General features: G+C 38.9%; 15 protein-coding genes and 3 pseudogenes. 12 read left to right on the top strand and 6 right to left on the bottom strand.

Annotation, left to right across the window (positions count from 1 at the left end):
• Window positions 1–47: 47 nt before the first annotated feature.
• Window positions 48–758, top strand: coding sequence for a DsbA family oxidoreductase (locus NXM86_RS17045; RefSeq protein ID WP_498958367.1), 711 nt, complete (start codon window positions 48–50; stop codon window positions 756–758).
• A gap of 61 nt (window positions 759–819) precedes the next feature.
• Here the strand turns inward: NXM86_RS17045 and NXM86_RS17040 are convergent, their stop codons facing one another.
• On the bottom strand, window positions 820–1284 hold the full coding sequence (locus NXM86_RS17040) for a DinB family protein (RefSeq protein WP_062679282.1): 465 nt from the start codon (window positions 1282–1284) through the stop codon (window positions 820–822).
• A gap of 61 nt (window positions 1285–1345) precedes the next feature.
• Complete coding sequence (locus tag NXM86_RS17035; RefSeq protein WP_498959060.1) at window positions 1346–1567, bottom strand: ATP-binding protein; 222 nt, start codon at window positions 1565–1567, stop codon at window positions 1346–1348.
• A 45-nt stretch (window positions 1568–1612) separates the two neighbouring features.
• On the opposite strand from NXM86_RS17035, the pseudogene NXM86_RS17030 reads away from it, so the two are divergent.
• The 3 genes and pseudogenes from NXM86_RS17030 (at window position 1613) to NXM86_RS17020 (ending at window position 4069) form a co-directional block, all read left to right on the top strand.
• Window positions 1613–1812: pseudogene (locus NXM86_RS17030) on the top strand (DUF3949 domain-containing protein).
• 110 nt (window positions 1813–1922) lie between these two features.
• Window positions 1923–2609 carry an N-acetylmuramoyl-L-alanine amidase family protein gene (locus NXM86_RS17025; protein ID WP_498958366.1) on the top strand — a complete coding sequence of 229 codons (687 nt, stop codon included), beginning with the start codon at window positions 1923–1925 and terminating at the stop codon, window positions 2607–2609.
• Window positions 2610–2744: 135 nt separating this feature from the next.
• Window positions 2745–4069 (top strand): annotated as a pseudogene (locus NXM86_RS17020) (S8 family peptidase).
• 18 nt (window positions 4070–4087) lie between these two features.
• Here the strand turns inward: NXM86_RS17020 and ltaS are convergent.
• Window positions 4088–6040 (bottom strand): lipoteichoic acid synthase, encoded by a 1953-nt coding sequence (gene ltaS, locus NXM86_RS17015; protein WP_498959059.1) that lies wholly within the window; start codon window positions 6038–6040, stop codon window positions 4088–4090.
• Between the two features lie 407 nt (window positions 6041–6447).
• Here ltaS and NXM86_RS17010 point away from each other — a divergent pair, with 407 nt between their 5' ends.
• From NXM86_RS17010 to NXM86_RS16990, 5 genes and pseudogenes are all read left to right on the top strand, one after another.
• Entirely contained in the window at window positions 6448–6642 is a 195-nt protein-coding gene (locus NXM86_RS17010) for a hypothetical protein (protein WP_156779777.1), read from the top strand.
• A 162-nt stretch (window positions 6643–6804) separates the two neighbouring features.
• Window positions 6805–6954, top strand: a pseudogene (locus NXM86_RS17005) (hypothetical protein); the annotation flags it as partial.
• Window positions 6955–7064: 110 nt separating this feature from the next.
• A complete protein-coding gene (gene ytaF, locus NXM86_RS17000) occupies window positions 7065–7733 on the top strand; it encodes a sporulation membrane protein YtaF (RefSeq protein WP_062756436.1) in 669 nt (222 codons plus the stop codon).
• A gap of 103 nt (window positions 7734–7836) precedes the next feature.
• Window positions 7837–8793, top strand: coding sequence for a sporulation protein (locus tag NXM86_RS16995; RefSeq protein ID WP_097353925.1), 957 nt, complete (start codon window positions 7837–7839; stop codon window positions 8791–8793).
• Window positions 8794–9078: 285 nt separating this feature from the next.
• Entirely contained in the window at window positions 9079–9900 is an 822-nt protein-coding gene (locus NXM86_RS16990) for an undecaprenyl-diphosphate phosphatase (protein WP_205424238.1), read from the top strand.
• A 47-nt stretch (window positions 9901–9947) separates the two neighbouring features.
• Here NXM86_RS16990 and NXM86_RS16985 read toward each other — a convergent pair whose 3' ends face one another.
• The 3 genes from NXM86_RS16985 to NXM86_RS16975 are packed head-to-tail and all read right to left on the bottom strand — an operon-like array spanning window position 9948 to window position 12599.
• Window positions 9948–10547: a response regulator gene (locus NXM86_RS16985; RefSeq protein WP_498958365.1), complete on the bottom strand. Its 600-nt coding sequence runs from the start codon at window positions 10545–10547 to the stop codon at window positions 9948–9950.
• Window positions 10519–12372 carry a sensor histidine kinase gene (locus tag NXM86_RS16980; protein ID WP_498958364.1) on the bottom strand — a complete coding sequence of 618 codons (1854 nt, stop codon included), beginning with the start codon at window positions 12370–12372 and terminating at the stop codon, window positions 10519–10521. The genes NXM86_RS16985 and NXM86_RS16980 overlap by 29 nt, the downstream gene beginning before the upstream one ends.
• Entirely contained in the window at window positions 12345–12599 is a 255-nt protein-coding gene (locus NXM86_RS16975) for a hypothetical protein (RefSeq protein WP_498958363.1), read from the bottom strand. The genes NXM86_RS16980 and NXM86_RS16975 overlap by 28 nt, the downstream gene beginning before the upstream one ends.
• 975 nt (window positions 12600–13574) lie before the next feature.
• Here NXM86_RS16975 and NXM86_RS16970 point away from each other — a divergent pair.
• Genes NXM86_RS16970 through NXM86_RS16960 form a run of 3 tightly spaced genes read left to right on the top strand, consistent with a single transcriptional unit; the run spans window position 13575 to window position 16526 of the window.
• Window positions 13575–14363 carry an ABC transporter permease gene (locus NXM86_RS16970; protein ID WP_375217084.1) on the top strand — a complete coding sequence of 263 codons (789 nt, stop codon included), beginning with the start codon at window positions 13575–13577 and terminating at the stop codon, window positions 14361–14363.
• Window positions 14356–15870, top strand: coding sequence for a permease (locus tag NXM86_RS16965; RefSeq protein WP_328268169.1), 1515 nt, complete (start codon window positions 14356–14358; stop codon window positions 15868–15870). Before NXM86_RS16970 ends, NXM86_RS16965 begins: the two co-directional genes overlap by 8 nt.
• Before the next feature lie 17 nt (window positions 15871–15887).
• On the top strand, window positions 15888–16526 hold the full coding sequence (locus NXM86_RS16960) for an ABC transporter ATP-binding protein (RefSeq protein WP_049625389.1): 639 nt from the start codon (window positions 15888–15890) through the stop codon (window positions 16524–16526).
• Window positions 16527–16827 lie beyond the last annotated feature (301 nt).

Raw genomic sequence — 16827 nt, 5'->3', positions numbered from 1 at the left:
TTCTTGTTGTTTATGCAACGGAGAGCCTAAACCGAGGTGCATATACGATGAAAATAGAAGTTTGGTCTGATTTTGTCTGCCCATTTTGCTATATTGGGAAACGCCGGTTGGAAAAAGCGCTTGAGCAGTTTCCGCATAAAGACCAAGTCGAAGTCATATTCCGCAGTTTTGAGCTGGACCCCAACGCAAAAAAACATTATGATATGACGATTCACGAAATCATTGCGCAAAAATATGGTATTTCAGTTGAAGAGGCGAAAAGGGTCAATGCCGATATTGGCAGACAGGCAGAGTCCGTCGGGCTGACGTTCCGCTTTGACACGATGAAGCCGACGAATACGTTTGACGCCCACCGTCTTGCCAAATATGCCGAAGAACAAGGAAAACTTCGGGAAATGGTAGAGCGGCTGTTTCAAGCGTATTTTACCGATTCGAAACTAATTAGCGACTATGACGTGCTTATCGAGTTGGCAGGCGAAGCAGGGCTGGATCGCGATAAAGTAAAACAAGTTCTTGAAAGCGACCGCTATACTGATGAGGTGAGAAAAGACGAAGCGGAAGCGGCTCGTTTCGGCGTCCGCGGTGTGCCATTCTTTGTGCTGAACCGCAAATACGCGATTTCCGGCGCACAGCCGACCGAAGTGTTTATGCAGGCGCTTGAAAAAGTATGGGAAGAGGAAAACGCAAACTCTCCATTGCAGCCGCTGGCATCGGACGGCGGGGGCCAATGCATGGACGGCAACTGCAAAATCGAATAGGTAAGCGTATGAAAAAACAACCAGACGGTCTTTGGAGAGAGACGCCTGGTTGTTTTTTTCATTATCCTCGTTTGACAAACAATGGCAAGTCGGTATGCCCCATTTCGCGGACGTATACGAAAAGCTGGCCCTTATGATGGATTTCGTGGTCCATCGCCATTTGCAAAAATTGCGCTGTTGGGATTTTTGCGCCAAATACGTTTGTGAGATCTAAAACGCGCTCGAAATCTTCATCGGTAAGGGATTCGAGCAATTGCTTCGTTTTTTCTGTATATGTTTCAGCAAGCTTTTGCAAATTGGTCTCCGCTTCCTCGATTTTTTGTGTAAATAACGCTGGATCCCCTTGTTTTGCGGTGTTGGCGAATTTATAAAAGCTAAAAAGAATATGAGTGGCTAAATCTTTTGCCGACATCGACGTTGGTGTCGGTTTGTAGTCATAATGCTTTTCCTCGATTTTATTAATTAACTCCACCGTGACATTGCGATGGGATAAAAAGTGTTGCACGAATTGCTGTGCACGGCTCATGTGTATTCCTCCCTTTAGGTTTGTTTCCCTTTCGATTATATCAAAGAAGGATAGGATATAGTTAGTAAGGCGGCTTGACAATAAAGGTCGTCCCTTGCCCTGAGGAGCTTTCTATGCCGATCGTGTCATCGAGGGTCAATACGAATTCTTTCGCAATCGAAAGCCCCCAGTCGCCCTGCTTGCACGTTCTTGACTCATTAGTGCGGTAAAATCGATTAAACAACGAATGAAACTTTTGGAAATACCGTTCGTAATATAATAAAAGAGAAAATGAGAATGACATCGTCATTGAGGGTTTTTCGGCATTATTGCACTGTTGTATTTCCTTATGATGGTTCTGATTCAATATTTATATGGAGCAAAAGAGCGGACAAAAAAATTGAAGTTTTCACAAGAGCAAATGTATGTAAACATATCGTTTGAGAAAGAGCAGCTACACTTCCATATACAAGGAAACATTTGAATCGCCCTGCTGCATTGGTCGCGAATGCACTGTATCACATTCGCCATCATAAAGGAAGATCATAGAGATAAAGGTGCAACCGCTTTTCTTACTTATTTCAATGTTAATTCCGTTACATCTTCCATTTCTATACATTATGCTTGAGGTTCTAGGATGAATTGATAAGGAGGAGCATATGCTGAAAATTTTTATTGATCCGGGACATGGCGGAAAAGATACAGGCGCACTTGGAAACGGACTGCAAGAGAAAGATATTACGTTGTCCATTGCATTGGAGATGCGGCGTATATTGCAAAACGAATATGAAAGCGTATCTGTGCAATTAAGTCGAACAAGCGATATAGCCGTGCCGTTAAGCGAGCGGGCGGCTAAAGCGAACCGCTGGGACGCCGATGTTTACGTATCGATTCATGTGAATGCTGGCGGAGGAACGGGGTATGAGGATTACATTTATGAAGGACTTTCGGATCACTCAACAACAGCGCGGATTCGCGATATCATTCACGAAGAAGTGATACGAGCGACAGGATTCCGCGATCGTGGGAAAAAGAAAGCAAACTTTTATGTGCTAAGGGAAACGATCATGCCAGCGATACTTACGGAAAACGGATTTGTCGATCGAAAAGAAGATGCGGAAAAGTTGAAAGACCCTGCGTTTCTTCAAAAGATCGCAAGAGGACATGTGAATGGGTTAGAGAAAGCTTTTCATTTAACGAAAAAGTCGGATTCGAACGATTTAATTCGTGTCATTGTTGATGGAAAGCAAATCGGTGCCTATGAGAAAAAAGAAAATGTATTGAAACAAGTTGAGTACTATTTAGGAAAGGCTAATAAAATCGAGTTGGAACGAGTGAAAAGATAAATTCGTATAGCAAGCCTATCGCACTTTATTAAGTGTGATAGGCTTTTTTGATTGGTTTGTCGCAAGATACAAGCCGTTGCCAAGCTCCTCCTTTTTCATAGAGTATATCAAGGTTTCACAAGAGGGGGAGATCGAATGTTTGGGTATTCTATCGTTCAACTAGCGCGTAATTATACACATAAATTAGACCGTCCTTTGCGCCATTTTATGGTAAGTATGTATAAGCCTTTTATGTATACTCCTTGTATGATTCATAAGCAGCTAGAAAGATGGATGAAAAAGGCAAAAAAAATTCCGGTTATCATTCATTTTCATGAAAAGAATAGTATTTTTGCTCTCCAGGAAATTGAAAAACAACACTTCCGCATGAAAATCCACCATCAATTCCGCTATATCTCTTCGTGCAGTGCCGAAGTGACTCCGCAAGTGTTAGAACAAATTTTACAGCGGTCTGATGTGAAAAAAGTATACTTAAACCGAAAAGTAAGCGCGCTATTAAATAACGCTGTTCCATCAGCGAATGCGAAACATGTGGCGGTGAACGGAACAACGTTAAGCGGAAAAGGAGTGACAATTGCGATTGTCGACACAGGGATTTATCCGCATCCTGATTTAGAAGGACGGATTGTCGAGTTTGTCGATTTCGTCAATGGGCGTACAGCTCCATATGATGATAATGGACATGGCACCCATTGCGCGGGGGACGCAGCAGGGAATGGTTCGGTTTCTTCCGGATTGTATGCGGGACCGGCGTATGAGGCAAATGTGGTTGGAGTAAAAGTGTTGGACAAAACAGGCGCTGGCACGCTTGATACGATTATTCGCGGGATTGAATGGTGCATCCAATATAATGAAACGAATAAAGATAGAAAGATCGATGTTATTTCATTGTCATTGGGTGGGGAATCACAGCCGTTTCCAGCGGAAAATGACGATCCGCTTGTTCAAGTAGTGGAAGAGGCATGGGACAGGGCATAGTCGTCTGTGCTGCAGCTGGAAATGAGGGGCCGGAATATAAAACGATTTCAAGCCCTGGAATTAGCGATAAAATTATTACAGTTGGAGCGCTAGATGACCGCGATACAGCAGAGACAAGAGAAGATGATGAAATTGCGGAATTTTCTAGCCGTGGGCCGACTTATTATGGAGTTAGGAAACCAGATATTGTCGTTCCAGGAGTAAACATTATTTCTTTACGTGCGCCAAAATCAACATTCGATAAATATCAAAAGCAAAATCGCATTGGGCAATACTATACGAGCATGTCAGGAACATCGATGGCGACGCCAATCTGCGCTGGCATTGTTGCTTTAATGCTCGAATATAAACCGAATGCAACGCCAGATGAGATAAAAAGCGCGCTAAAAGAAGGCGCAGTCTTATGGAAAGATCGTGACCCAAATATATATGGCGCGGGATATGTCAATGCGAAAAGGGCGATTGAGTTATTAAAAAAATAAAAAAGAAAAGGGAAGCTGTTATTTACTTCCCTTTTCTTTATCTTCACGATTATTATAATCGTATTTTGTAGGATCGACCGGTTTGAATCCTTTTGGTGTGTAGAACCGCAGTAAATCTCCGTATACGACTTTGTCCGAAAGATCGAGTTTTGTACGGGCGATTTGCTCAAGCTGTTTAATTTCCGGTGTTTCTTTAATTGGTTCGCCCGTTTTCGAATCATAATATTTTCCATTTACTGCTGTCACTGTCGGAGTGACAAAGTTACCATTACGGAATGGTACGATTTCCTGATGTTCCGGTGACAACAAGTCTGTACCGAAATGAACATAGTTTTTCGTATCGATTCCTAATAGGTGAAGAACCGTTGGCAATAAATCAATTTGTCCGCCGTATTGGTGCATAATTCCGCCTTTGACGCCCGGAACACGGATAAATAAAGGCACTCGCTGCAATTGTGCATGTTCAAATGGTGTAATTTCTTTTCCTAACACTTGTGACATTGCTTTGTTATGATTTTCGGAAATTCCATAATGGTCACCATATAAAATGATGACGGAACGGTCGTACAAACCAGATTTTTTGAGATAATCAAAGAACTCTTTTAATGCCTCATCCAAATAGCGAGCCGTTTGGAAATAACGGTCTACCGAGCCATCTCCCGTTTCAGCTGGTTCAATTGTTGCCTCTTCTTCGCTGATTGGATAAGGGAAGTGGTTCGATAACGTGATAAATTTTACATAGAACGGCTCTTTCAATGATTCTAACAACGGAATCGACTCTCTAAAGAACGGTTTATCCTTTAACCCGTAGTTAAGCACATTTTCATCGCTCATGTCATAGTAGCTTGCGTCAAAGAAATGGTCGAAACCAAACGATTTATAAATTTCATCGCGGTTCCAGAACGTTTTATAGTTGCCGTGGAATACCGCTGTCGTATACCCTTGCTGGGAAAGAATAGCCGGAGCTGCGTGGTACGTGTTTTGTCCTTTTGTCGTAAACACGGCTCCTTGCGGCAATCCAAACAACGAGTTTTCTAGCATAAACTCAGCATCGGATGTTTTCCCTTGACCTGTTTGATGGAAAAAGTTATCAAAGTAAAACGTATTCGGATCACGAACGAGCGAGTTCAAAAATGGCGTTACTTCTTCACCATGTAATTTATAGTTAATCAAAAAGCTTTGGAATGATTCCAAATGAATGTAAATCACATTCATTCCTTTTGCTACACCGAAATACTTTGGATTTGGTTTTGCATATGTTGCTTGTACATGGTTCAGAACGGTTGTGATATCGCTTTTGTTCGCAAAAGCACGCTGTGTCGACGATTTCATGCTTTGTACAGCATCATAAATCAAATAGTTGTAAACACCTAAATACTTCACGATATAGTTGCGGTCAAACGTTCTGGTTAACAATTGCGGACGGTCTGCTTCAGCTAACGCAAGGTTTATGCTGAAAATAAGAGCGGCAATAGCGAACACAATGCTTTTTTTATAACGTCCGGCTTGAACTGGCGGCAACGAAAAACGTTTGGAAGCGACAATAACCGTTAAAATAATGGTATCTAAGAAGTAAAAAATATCGTACCATTCGATTAATTCCAAAATGCTTCCGCCCAAATCTCCAAAGTTTTTCGTTTGCGTGAGCGTTGGCAACGTAATAAAATCGCTAAAGAAACGATAATAAACAATATTGGCGTATAAAATAAACGATAAAATGAAATTAATGATAATAAGCCAAGTATATGTCCGCTTTCCTTTCGCTAGTAACGCTAACCCGAGAAAGAAAATCGCCGAACTAATCGGGTTGATGAATAATAGAAATTCCTGCAAGGAATTGCTAATGCCTAAATTAAATTCAGCTTGATAAGCTGCATATGTTTTCATCCAAAATAAAAATACGGTAAAAATAAAAAAAACAATATAATGATTAGGGAGAGAACGGTATTTTTCTAATAGCTTTCCACCAATCCTCTTCACGTCCTCTTCGCCTCCTTATTCGTTATTCCAACGTCTGGTGCAAATAACTACGAATATATGAATATATGACCAACAGCTGCACAAAGTTCCGTGCAGCATGCAAAAAAACGTTATGTCACCATTTTACATTGAAAAGTCTCTACGTCAAGTAGCATAATATCTATTTTATATAAAGTCAATTGGAATGTTTTTATCATATTTCCACCCCATTTTTTGCTTCTTGCGGTGAGCCTCCCCTTTAAAACCAAGCATTTTTCTTTCCATTTTATATAGACGAAAATGGAAGACAAATAGTTTCATGATTTATGTAAAATTTATAAAATAAAGGAATGGTCATGCCCTCTAATCATTTTATTAATGGAATTGCTTATTATGATTAAAAATAAAGCAATGAAAAATTGAGCGTACTTGTATGTTTTTCTATGTTTGATGTACAACTATGCGGACTTTATCAGGCCGCAGCACCGCGAACAGCTGGATTGGATACATTGAATGCTGGTGATTTAACATTACAATATTTGCGAGGAAGAGTTGGACCGATCGCCTTAGGCTGGCCACATTGCATCGCAAACATGATTCGTTTTGTTATCTAAAAAAATGATGATTGGTTAAGCGAGAAGCGAAAAATAAGCAAAAGAGTGAGAAAGAAAAAACAGCAAGCCATAAAATAAGCAAAATTCCTTTATTGCCAATGATCGATTTTTGCCAAGGAGCTTATCGGCTCGCGGCGATCGTCTTGTATTTTCTAATGGGATTCACCGGTTACGATCTTAATGCCGCAATTCATCGTAAAAAAATGGTGGCAAACGCTTCTGCACAACCAAACAGCGATTATTTTGCGCTTTTTCTTTATTATGAAAAAAGATATTGTCATTGCGACGTTGCCGTATCATTTAAAAGAGTAATGTGTCGATAAAAGCGGAAATATTTCCTTGGAAATCGATATGTGTCGAATGAAACAAAATGGTTTCCTCTGCGTTGCTGTTTGCATATAGTAACGCAGGAGGAACGAATTATGTGGAAATATATATCGATGTTCATGTTAGCTTTTGCCGTGAGTATGGATAGTTTCAGTGTCGGTGTGACATATGGAATGAGAAATATTAAATTTCCGCTTCGATCCGTTATGATTATTGCGTGTATGTCCAGCGTGATGTTACTACTGTCTATGCATGTTGGCAGCTTTCTTCTATTGTTTTTACCGGTGCAAGCGGAACGATGGATCGCCTCATGTCTGCTAATTGCGCTCGGCATTTGGGCGATTTATAATGTTATTAAAAAAGATGAGGATGAATGCGATTATTCCGAACCATTGCCAAAACAACTTAGAATCAAAGTATGGCGATTCGATTTAAAACGGTTTGGTATCGTTATTCAAGTGCTGAAACGCCCAATGTTAGCGGATTTAGATCGTTCAGGAAGCATTAGTATAAAAGAAGCATTGCTTATTGGTTTCGCGCTATCGATGGATGCGTTTGGAGCGGGATTAAGCGCCTCGTTTTTAGGCTATTCGCCGTTTATGCTTGCTTTGCTTGTATGTATATGGAATGTCATTTTCATTCGCTTAGGATTCAGAGCCGGAAATATGTTTGCCAAGACAAAGGCAATGAAAAAAGCAACTGTCATCCCTGGGATGATTTTAATCTTTCTTGGGATTGTCAAAATATTTTTTAGAACATCCTAAAGGTACTATTTGCCTTTAGGATTTATTATGTTGAATCCTTTTTGCCGGTTGGTTCGTAACCATTGTTGAAATAAACATTATTCCATAAGGAGAGATCGGTGCCATGTTGAAAAAGCTTTTGTCCAAGCTTGGAGTAGGAGCTGCGAAAGTCGATCTTGTGCTGCATCATCCTCACGTGCGCCTTGGGGAGAAGTTGGAAGGGGAGTTTTTTATTGAAGGAGGAACAGTAGAACAACGCATTCGCAAATTAGAGGTGGAACTACAGCTTATCGTTCAGACGAATGGAAAAGCATATCGCCGAACGGTTGCTGTCATTCCGGTTTCCCCTTCATTTACGATTCGGCCTGGAGAAAGAAAAGTATTGCCGTTTTCGTATGTGCTTCCACTGCATTTGCCAATTACTCGTCCTAGCGTGGGTTATACGTTTGTAACACGTTTAGATATTGCAGACGGAGTCGATGCTTTTGACCAAGATGCGATCCGTATTCTTCCTCCACTATCGCTCGAGAAACTATTTCATGCGTTTGAAAAGCTCGGCTTCCGCGAAAAGCCTTCATCTGGGAAAATAACTGCATATGGTCAGGAATTTGCGTTTTTCCCAACGGAAGTGTTTAAAGGCACTGTTCAAGAAGTAGAATTTTCAGCATTCATCGAAGAAAACGGTATTCGATTGTTCCTTGAAGTGGATGTATGGAGCGGATTTGGCGGCTTCCATGAAAGAGAAATAAAACGAGAAATCTTCTTGAGCGATGAAGAAATAGAGGATGTGGAAGAAACCGCGAAAAAATTGCACACAGCTATCGAAGAAATGATCGAGCAGCCACGTTCTTATGCTGGTACATCGTACGTTCCACATGCTTCTTATCCTCCGCGGCACGTATCTCATCACCACGGACATGGAATGGCGGGAGCGATTGGAGGATTTGCGGCAGGAATGCTTGCAGGTATGGCAGCGGAGGAGTTGCTGGAGGATGTCATTGAGGAAGCGCTCGATGACCATGACCTAGGAGACATGTTGGATGTCGGCGATTGGTTCGACGGTGGAGACGATATTATATAATCATTACAGAGGGTGTTTCCAAAAGCGAAAGGGGACACCCTTTTTTCTGCGTCAATTATCGTGAGCTTAAACGGTGAAATGGCTTATGGCAGATAGATACCTCTTTTGGCGGTGGTAGAAATTGAAGATTTATAGTAAAATAAGGCGTGCTGACTTTTTGGTGTGTATCGATTGGTAAAAGCAAAAAAGTGATGTAAAAAGAAGAGAATCGTGATATTTTGGCATAGCGGAGAAATATGTTATATAAGGACAGCCATAATTTCGAAAAGAAAGGAATGCTAGAGGATGGACATTGTAGAGATTATAAAGGCCATTATTTTAGGAATGGTCGAAGGATTAACGGAATTTGCCCCGGTTTCCTCAACGGGTCATATGATTATTGTCGATGATATGTGGCTGAAATCGCAGGAATTTTTAGGAAAATATGCAGCAAATACCTTTAAGGTCGTTATTCAGCTCGGCTCGATTTTGGCGGTCGTTGTCGTGTTTAAAGACCGATTTATCGACTTGCTTGGGCTGCGCGGACGCCATCGTGATGGGAAGCCGCGCTTGAAGCTGATGCAAGTGATCGTTGGACTCATTCCAGCAGGGGTATTAGGGGTATTATTTGAAGATTATATTGACGAGCACTTATTTTCCACAGCAACCGTGCTGATCGGATTAGTGCTCGGGGCGCTGTTGATGATTGCCGCCGATGTATTTGCCAAAAAGGCGCCAAAAGCGCAAACGGTGGACCAAATTACATATAAGCAGGCGCTTATCGTCGGTCTTGTTCAATGTTTGTCCTTATGGCCAGGATTTTCCCGATCCGGCTCGACGATTTCCGGCGGGGTATTGGTGGGAATGAGCCACCGGGCGGCAGCCGATTTTACGTTCATTATGGCCGTTCCGATTATGATGGGAGCGAGCGTGCTCTCTTTGCTGAAAAACTGGCAGTATTTTACGATCGACGCTCTGCCGTTTTTCATCGCCGGCTTTATTAGCGCGTTTGTGTTCGCACTCATTTCGATTCGCTTTTTCTTAAAGCTTATTAACCAAATCCGCCTCGTGCCGTTTGCGGTGTACCGTATTGTTTTGGCGCTTGTTATTTACATCGTGTATTTCTAGAAATTATTTAACGGACGCCCGATGGACAACATTCCATCGGGCTGTTTTTATTCCAATATTCCTAGTTTCATCGCTTTGACAACCGCTCCCACCCGTGAGTCGACATCCAATTTTCGCAAAATCGAAGATACGTGGTGTTCGACCGTTCTTCTGCTGATGTTTAACAGCTCGCTGATTTCTGCGTTTGTCCTATCCTCGGAAATGAGTTGGAGAATGTTTAATTCTACGTTTGTGAGAGGAGAATTATAATTGGATAATCGGTCAATCGGAAAAGATTTGATTCTTAAATGGCTTTGCCTAATCGCATTGGCCAATTCAAAGGCGGAATTTTCTTTTGTCACAAACGCATAAGCCCCGGCTTCGTAAGCAGCGTGAATGTATTCGTCATAGTCATACCCTGATAAAATAACGACTTTACATGTTGGATATGTTTCAGCGATTTTCTTCGTCCATTCAATTCCGTTATCGTTTTTCATTCTTATATCCATGACAATGACGTCAGGGTTGTGCTTGATGATTTCCTCCTCTAAACGGGCGGGATGACAAATCGTATTTACAACCTCTAAATCAGCTTCATTTTCTAACAATTGTTGAATCCCGAGCATCACTAATAAATGGTCATCCACTAGTAATACTTTGATTTTCATTTGTTCCATCCCCATCTATTGGCAGAGTTATCGAAACGCAAGTTCCAGCTCCCGGTTCAGACTGTATGTCAAGTGTGCCTTTTAACTGATTGACTCGTTTTTGAATCGTAATCAATCCTAAATGATTGTTTTGCGATAACTCTGATAAACGATTCGGCACCTTAAATCCAATACCATGATCTTTTACTTTTATGTTTAGGAAATTGTTCGTTTCTACAACAGAAACGAAAACCTTCTTTGACGAAGAATGCTTGATAGCGTTGCAAACCAATTCTTTGATCATTCGAAACACTTGAATAGAGAGGGAAGCGGGAATGACTCTCAGATTCGTATTATAATCAATCTCAATGATCACATTATGGTTCGTTTGACATTTTCTTTTTAGTGAATAGAGACTTTTCTCCAATCCCAAATCTTCTACTATAACCGGATATAACTCATGGCACATTTCCCTTATTTCAAAAATACTGTTGCGGAGCGACTCTTTAATGTCTTCGAAAACTCCGTTATCCATTTTTTTATTTTTGCTTAGCAATTCAAGTTTATTGAAAAGCAGGATTAAATTTTGCAACACCTCATCATGGAGGAAAACAGATAGCTTCTTTTTTTCCTCTTCTTGTTCATTAAGCAGCAGCAAATGAAATTGTTTATAATCTTGAGATTCTTTCATTGTTTCCTTTAACTGTTTTTCGATTTGCTGTAACGATTTCGAGCTGGAAAATAATTCTGTCGCGTCGGTTCGAATTTTTTCGATGAGTTTGATTTCTTCTTTTTCAAAAACCGTCGCGTTTGTTTTCTCTCCGATGATGACCCATCCGATCGTTACATCCTCCATATTCATAGGATAGAAAAAGAAGTTCTTTCCATTGATATTCATTTTTTCAGGATGGCAGCTCTGATGAACGCAAGTCAGTAGTTCCGCATCGTTAAAATGGAGAAAAACTCCTGTTTTATGCAAAATCATAGGGATGTTATCGTTTTTCCATATCATACATACTCCGCTAACATCGATCGTTTTGTGTATTAAATCAGCAATGAGTTTTGCGCAATATTCCAAATGCTTCCTGTTCAGCAATTGCTGAAGGATGAGCAATTTTTCTTTTTGTATTTCTTGATTCTTAAGATCCCATTTTTTCATTTTTAAAGGTTCCAACCCTTTGTGGATCAGGTCATAAACAACGAAGGTGCATACGAGCAGGGTGTTCATTAAGACAGCTGACTTTAAGTTGAATTTGTAAAACATAGCCAATAATAGGTTAAATGCAACTAAACTCAAAATCACTGCTAATAATTGAAAACTAATTTTTCGAAAGATTTCTCGAAAATCAACGACTTCTTGCTTTGTTAATAGATATGACAGTGTCATAGGAAAGACAATGATGCTGCTAAGACTATAATGAAAAGGAACGCCCGAAAAAGAAAAAAATACATCTGGAATTAAGCTAAAAATGACAACAGGAGCAAACGATAGAATCAGGCCAGCGATTAAAAGATACATTTGATTTTTTATTTTATCGGAATTAGATCGAAGGTGTAAATAAAATAGGACAATACAAGATAGTAACGATAGAACCATGTTTGCGACAATGCATGGGCGAACGATCGTGCTGACGATGACATGGTGACTAATGCCTATTAAGAAATAAATGAGAGTTGCGAAAATGGCAATAAATAATGTGATCATACGAATTTGGCGAAAAAATGTCGGTTTTGTAGATGAAGGAAAATGCTCAAAAAATTTCATAAGGACGTAAGGAGCAAACGAAGCGGTGATCACTTCCAATTCTTTTGCCGGTTTTATATTCCAGCTAGAAGGTGTTGACAAAGCAATAGCCAGCCCGCTAATAACATTAACGCTAAAAAATGTTGAACAACGATCGAGTTCGGTTTTTGCACATAGCTATAGATGCCAATGAACAAAAATGTCATTCCAATGAATATCGTGAAATAATGCTGAAAAGAAAAGTGCTCATTGTACATTTTTAATAAAATATAACAAATAATGAAGACAGAAATGAGTAGCATGACAAAAGGAAAAGCTTTTTTGTTCATGTTATCCCTAGCTTTCTAGATAACTTTTTAAACGATTCACTTGAACTTGTTTTTCAGGAAAATGGGCAGCAAGCTGGTCCAATGCTTTATTCATATAAACTTTGGAGAGAATGAAACAGTAGTCGATTGCCCCGGTTTTACGTATATAGTTCTTAATCTCCTGCATTAATAGAGAGTTGTGATCATTTGCTTTCAATTGATGAAGTTTCTTTAGTAGCCATCCATTATCTTTTTCGAAACTATATTCAACGGCTTTAGTGGCTTTTTTGTTTATTAAATCACTCTTATTCCATGGAATCTCTCTCTAGTAGTGTTTGAAGAACATACCATGGATTTTGATTCATTAGTATCCCCCTCCAACAAATATTTACAGTAAAATTTTACACCATATTACAACATATGTCATCATTTTCTGGAAAATAGGTATTTTCTGCAATCAAATTTGCGGAAAATACGGATGTTTTTTCAGGTTTATTTTGATATAGTGGGGACGAAGCCGGCCAGTTATCATCTAAAATTACGAGGAGAAATGTTAAAAAATGAAAAAGAAATTCGCAGTACTTACCTTAGCAGCAGGGCTTCTCGCGGCAGGAGGCTTGGCTCAGGCCGGTACAACGTATGGCGGGTATGACGTAATTGTCCCAAAGTTAAACGGTAATGCGTTTACTCCTCAACAAACCAAATCTACTACCGGTGCATCAGCTGATTTGAAAGTATCTATACTTGGAAAAGCATTGGATGCAAGAGCGCATTCTTATAGCGGGGGAACTGGGCCTTGGGTTCGTATCGCAACCGTTGGGGGCCATTCAAATTGCCTAATTCGATCAAATCAGGTAAGGATGCCCGAGTTGAGTTCAGCTCGGATCTTACTCAATTGGTAGACGTAAGGGTAAAGGGAGAGTGGAGAAGCAATTAATTCACAATGAGAATGGACCGAGCCATTCTCTTCAAAACTAAAACTAAGAGCAGGAAAGGATGTCAAAAATGTTAAGTCATCAGGTGAAAGTAGAATTGATGAGAGCCGTCACCTGGCGTCAATGTGTGATTTGGGCGGCATTGATATTGGTTCTTCCCACCATTCAATTTTTATTGATTAAAGAGAATTATGTTTATTATAGACAATTAGATCTTTTTCTACGATTAAATTCTAATTTTGTTCCGCTGCTTTTTCCTATCATAATGGTTCTTGTGTATGCGATTTACTTCGTTGGTGAACAAAAAAACCATTTTATTCCGTATGTGCGTATTCGTATCCCTTTGGCTACTTACTTATTTAGCAAATTAGTAGTCAATGCGATTCTATCTTTTTTGATAGCCTTTTTGATGGTATTCGTCCCTTTTATATTTTCTATGTATATTGAACCTGTTTTGGACATCGTTCATTTATATCCTGCAGATGGCAATCCTATTCCTTATACAACGTTTGAGCAATTGCTTTTTCTTGGAACATTGCCATATGGAATTATTTACTCGCTATGGGTAGGACTGAATGGAATGATGTATGCGACAATGGGATTATTGCTAGTTATGATCTTAGAGAAACCTTTTGTTGCGCTTTCCATCCCATTTATGTATTATTTGTTAGGCAATTTTATTACGCAAATTCTTGGATATGAGCAATTTTCACCCACTTATACTATTTTTCCTTTTAGTATCTCACAACAACCTTTGTGGACGGTATTCGTCCCATTTGCAATATTATGTATTGTCATTATCATATTAGGATTTTATTTAAAGGAGAATCTACACAAACACTATGGCTAGGATATTAAGAAGTAAATGGAAAGATTTCATCGACGAACTATTTACATTCAAATGGATTATCTTTGGAATGATTATTTACATATATGGATCAAGAAGCAAAGAACAAATATATTATTTTTCAGTTCAAACAAAATTATCGTTGAACAAGTGGGACTTGTTGCATAGCTTTCTTAGTGATATTTATCTTATTTTGTATTTCATTTTACCTGTTTTACTATACCGTTCTATTTCGATTATCATATCTGATTTTGAGTACACGATTCTTATACGATTAGGTTCTTATCGAAGTTGGGTGTATCAAACATTAAATAAATTTGTTCAAAGCCTCAGTATAGCAACGATAGTTTGGGGAGCAGTGAGTGGGCTTTTATTAATTGGCGCTCCTTCTTTTGCTGGTTGGAGCCCGTTTAGTAAGCTTGATGGTTCTCTAAGTGAAACGCAAATATTGCAAAAATTTATAGATACACCCTTTTTAGCATTGTTATTACATCTTTCGTTACTCATTCTAAGTTTGATTTGTATCCACTTTATTCTAGCCATCATTTATGTAAAATCACAAAGAAAAGGTATTGTCATATTCATTGCGGTTTTCATATGGGTATATAGTGGAGTGTCATTTAAACTTCTTCCTAGTCATGCTTATTTATTCAATTTGTGCAATTACCTCATTTTACATTCGGGGGCTGCACAGTTCGGTAATATATGGGGACCGTTCGCAATTGTAATAGGATTGGCGACGTTGATTGTATGGAGTGTAAATCGAATAGATTTAAATGATGAAATATTTAGTAAATTGCGATATAACTGGGGCTATATCATTTTTTTTGCACTGATTGTCATAGCATTATGGTCCGGTATGCGAGAAAAGTTAGGAAAAACCATTTGGGATCAATTTATTTTCATGTTTATAGGCGGTTCAAACCAAACATTTAGTTTAAAGTCATTTTTGTCTTATTGGGTTATATATTTTGGTTTTATCTATTTAATACAATTGTATTTACAAAGGGAATTGTCGGAAATTGGTTATTATAAGCTTTTGCGTTATCGCTCTATAAGTAAGTGGTTTTGGGAATGGTATCGCAAAATAATGATATATATTGCATTCTATTTGTTAATATTGGCATTATTTTCGTTATTGCTCTCTTCTTTGAAACGTTTTTCTTTTGATTTCTATATTTCTGTTGATAACTCTATTACGATATTCGAGGTATTTTATCATTTTTTTGTCAATGGTTATCTACAAGTTCTCTTCTATGTGTTATTTGTGTTTATTATTTCTTGGCTAAGCAAAGAAATTTTTTATAGTCTATTGGCTATTTGTATACTTTCGATCTTTATGTTTCCAGGTCTTAATAATTGGTTAATCATTCCATCTGGATTGAATAGTATTGGCTATATATTAAGCGATCACTCTATTTATCGTATAAGTGTGGTTCTATCTTTATGGAATATTTTAGGAATAATTTTTGTGTTGTATATTTTTCATAAAAAAGACATTGATTTATAAAAAGGGGAGTGAGGAAGTTGCCACATATACAACTGAATCAAGTCAGTAAATCTTTTAAAGGGGTAACGATTTTTGAAAATATGAATTTTGCAGTGGAAAAGGGGAAAATTTATGGAATTATTGGTCCTAACGGTTCTGGCAAGTCAGTATTATTCAAACTAATATGCGGATTTATATTTCCTGATCACGGTAGTGTGATCGTGGATGGGGAAGAGTTGGGTACCAATAAACGGTTTCCGAATAATTTTGGGATTATCATTGATCGGCCTGGATATATAGCGGGAAAGACAGGGTTTGATAATTTAAAAGCATTAGCCCTAATTAGAAACAAAATTAATGATGACAAAATAAAGAAAACGATGAAGATGGTTGGATTAAATCCAGAATCGACACAAAAGGTAAAACATTACTCGCTTGGAATGAAACAAAAGCTTGCCCTTGCTCAAGCCATTATGGAAGATCAACAAACACTTATTTTAGATGAACCATTTAATGCTTTGGATGCTGAAAGCGTTGAAAATATCCGCAATTTACTCCGAAAATTCAAGCAAGAAGGGAGAACTATTTTGCTTACCAGCCATAATCAAGAGGATATTGATATTCTTTGTGATGAAGTTTACAGAATCAACCACTTTAAACTTGAAAAAGTGAAGTAATTCCTACCATAGGGAAAAGGATAAATTTTCTGTTGAAATGGGAAAGAGGGACTGACTTCCAATCTGGCGAAGCGGTAGTAAGAGATAACTATTATAGCCTCATTATTCGCAAACTAATACCAAAGCACCTGAGAACAAATTTGGTATTAGTTTGCTGCTTTTTTATGGCTCGATAAAATATTATCATTTATACGGTTTTAGAAGTGGTAACGTTAGGGGAATTTATGCCGTGGCCGCACATCCTTTTTATTCCAGACGCCCATTTGGGATCCGTTTTTATTAAGGAAATTTGTGATTTTGT

The organism is Geobacillus sp. CX412 (assembly GCF_027942335.1).
Taxonomy (GTDB): domain Bacteria; phylum Bacillota; class Bacilli; order Bacillales; family Anoxybacillaceae; genus Parageobacillus_B; species Parageobacillus_B toebii.
Note: the sequence above shows the minus strand (reverse complement) of the source record. Positions and strands in the feature narration are given on the sequence as shown.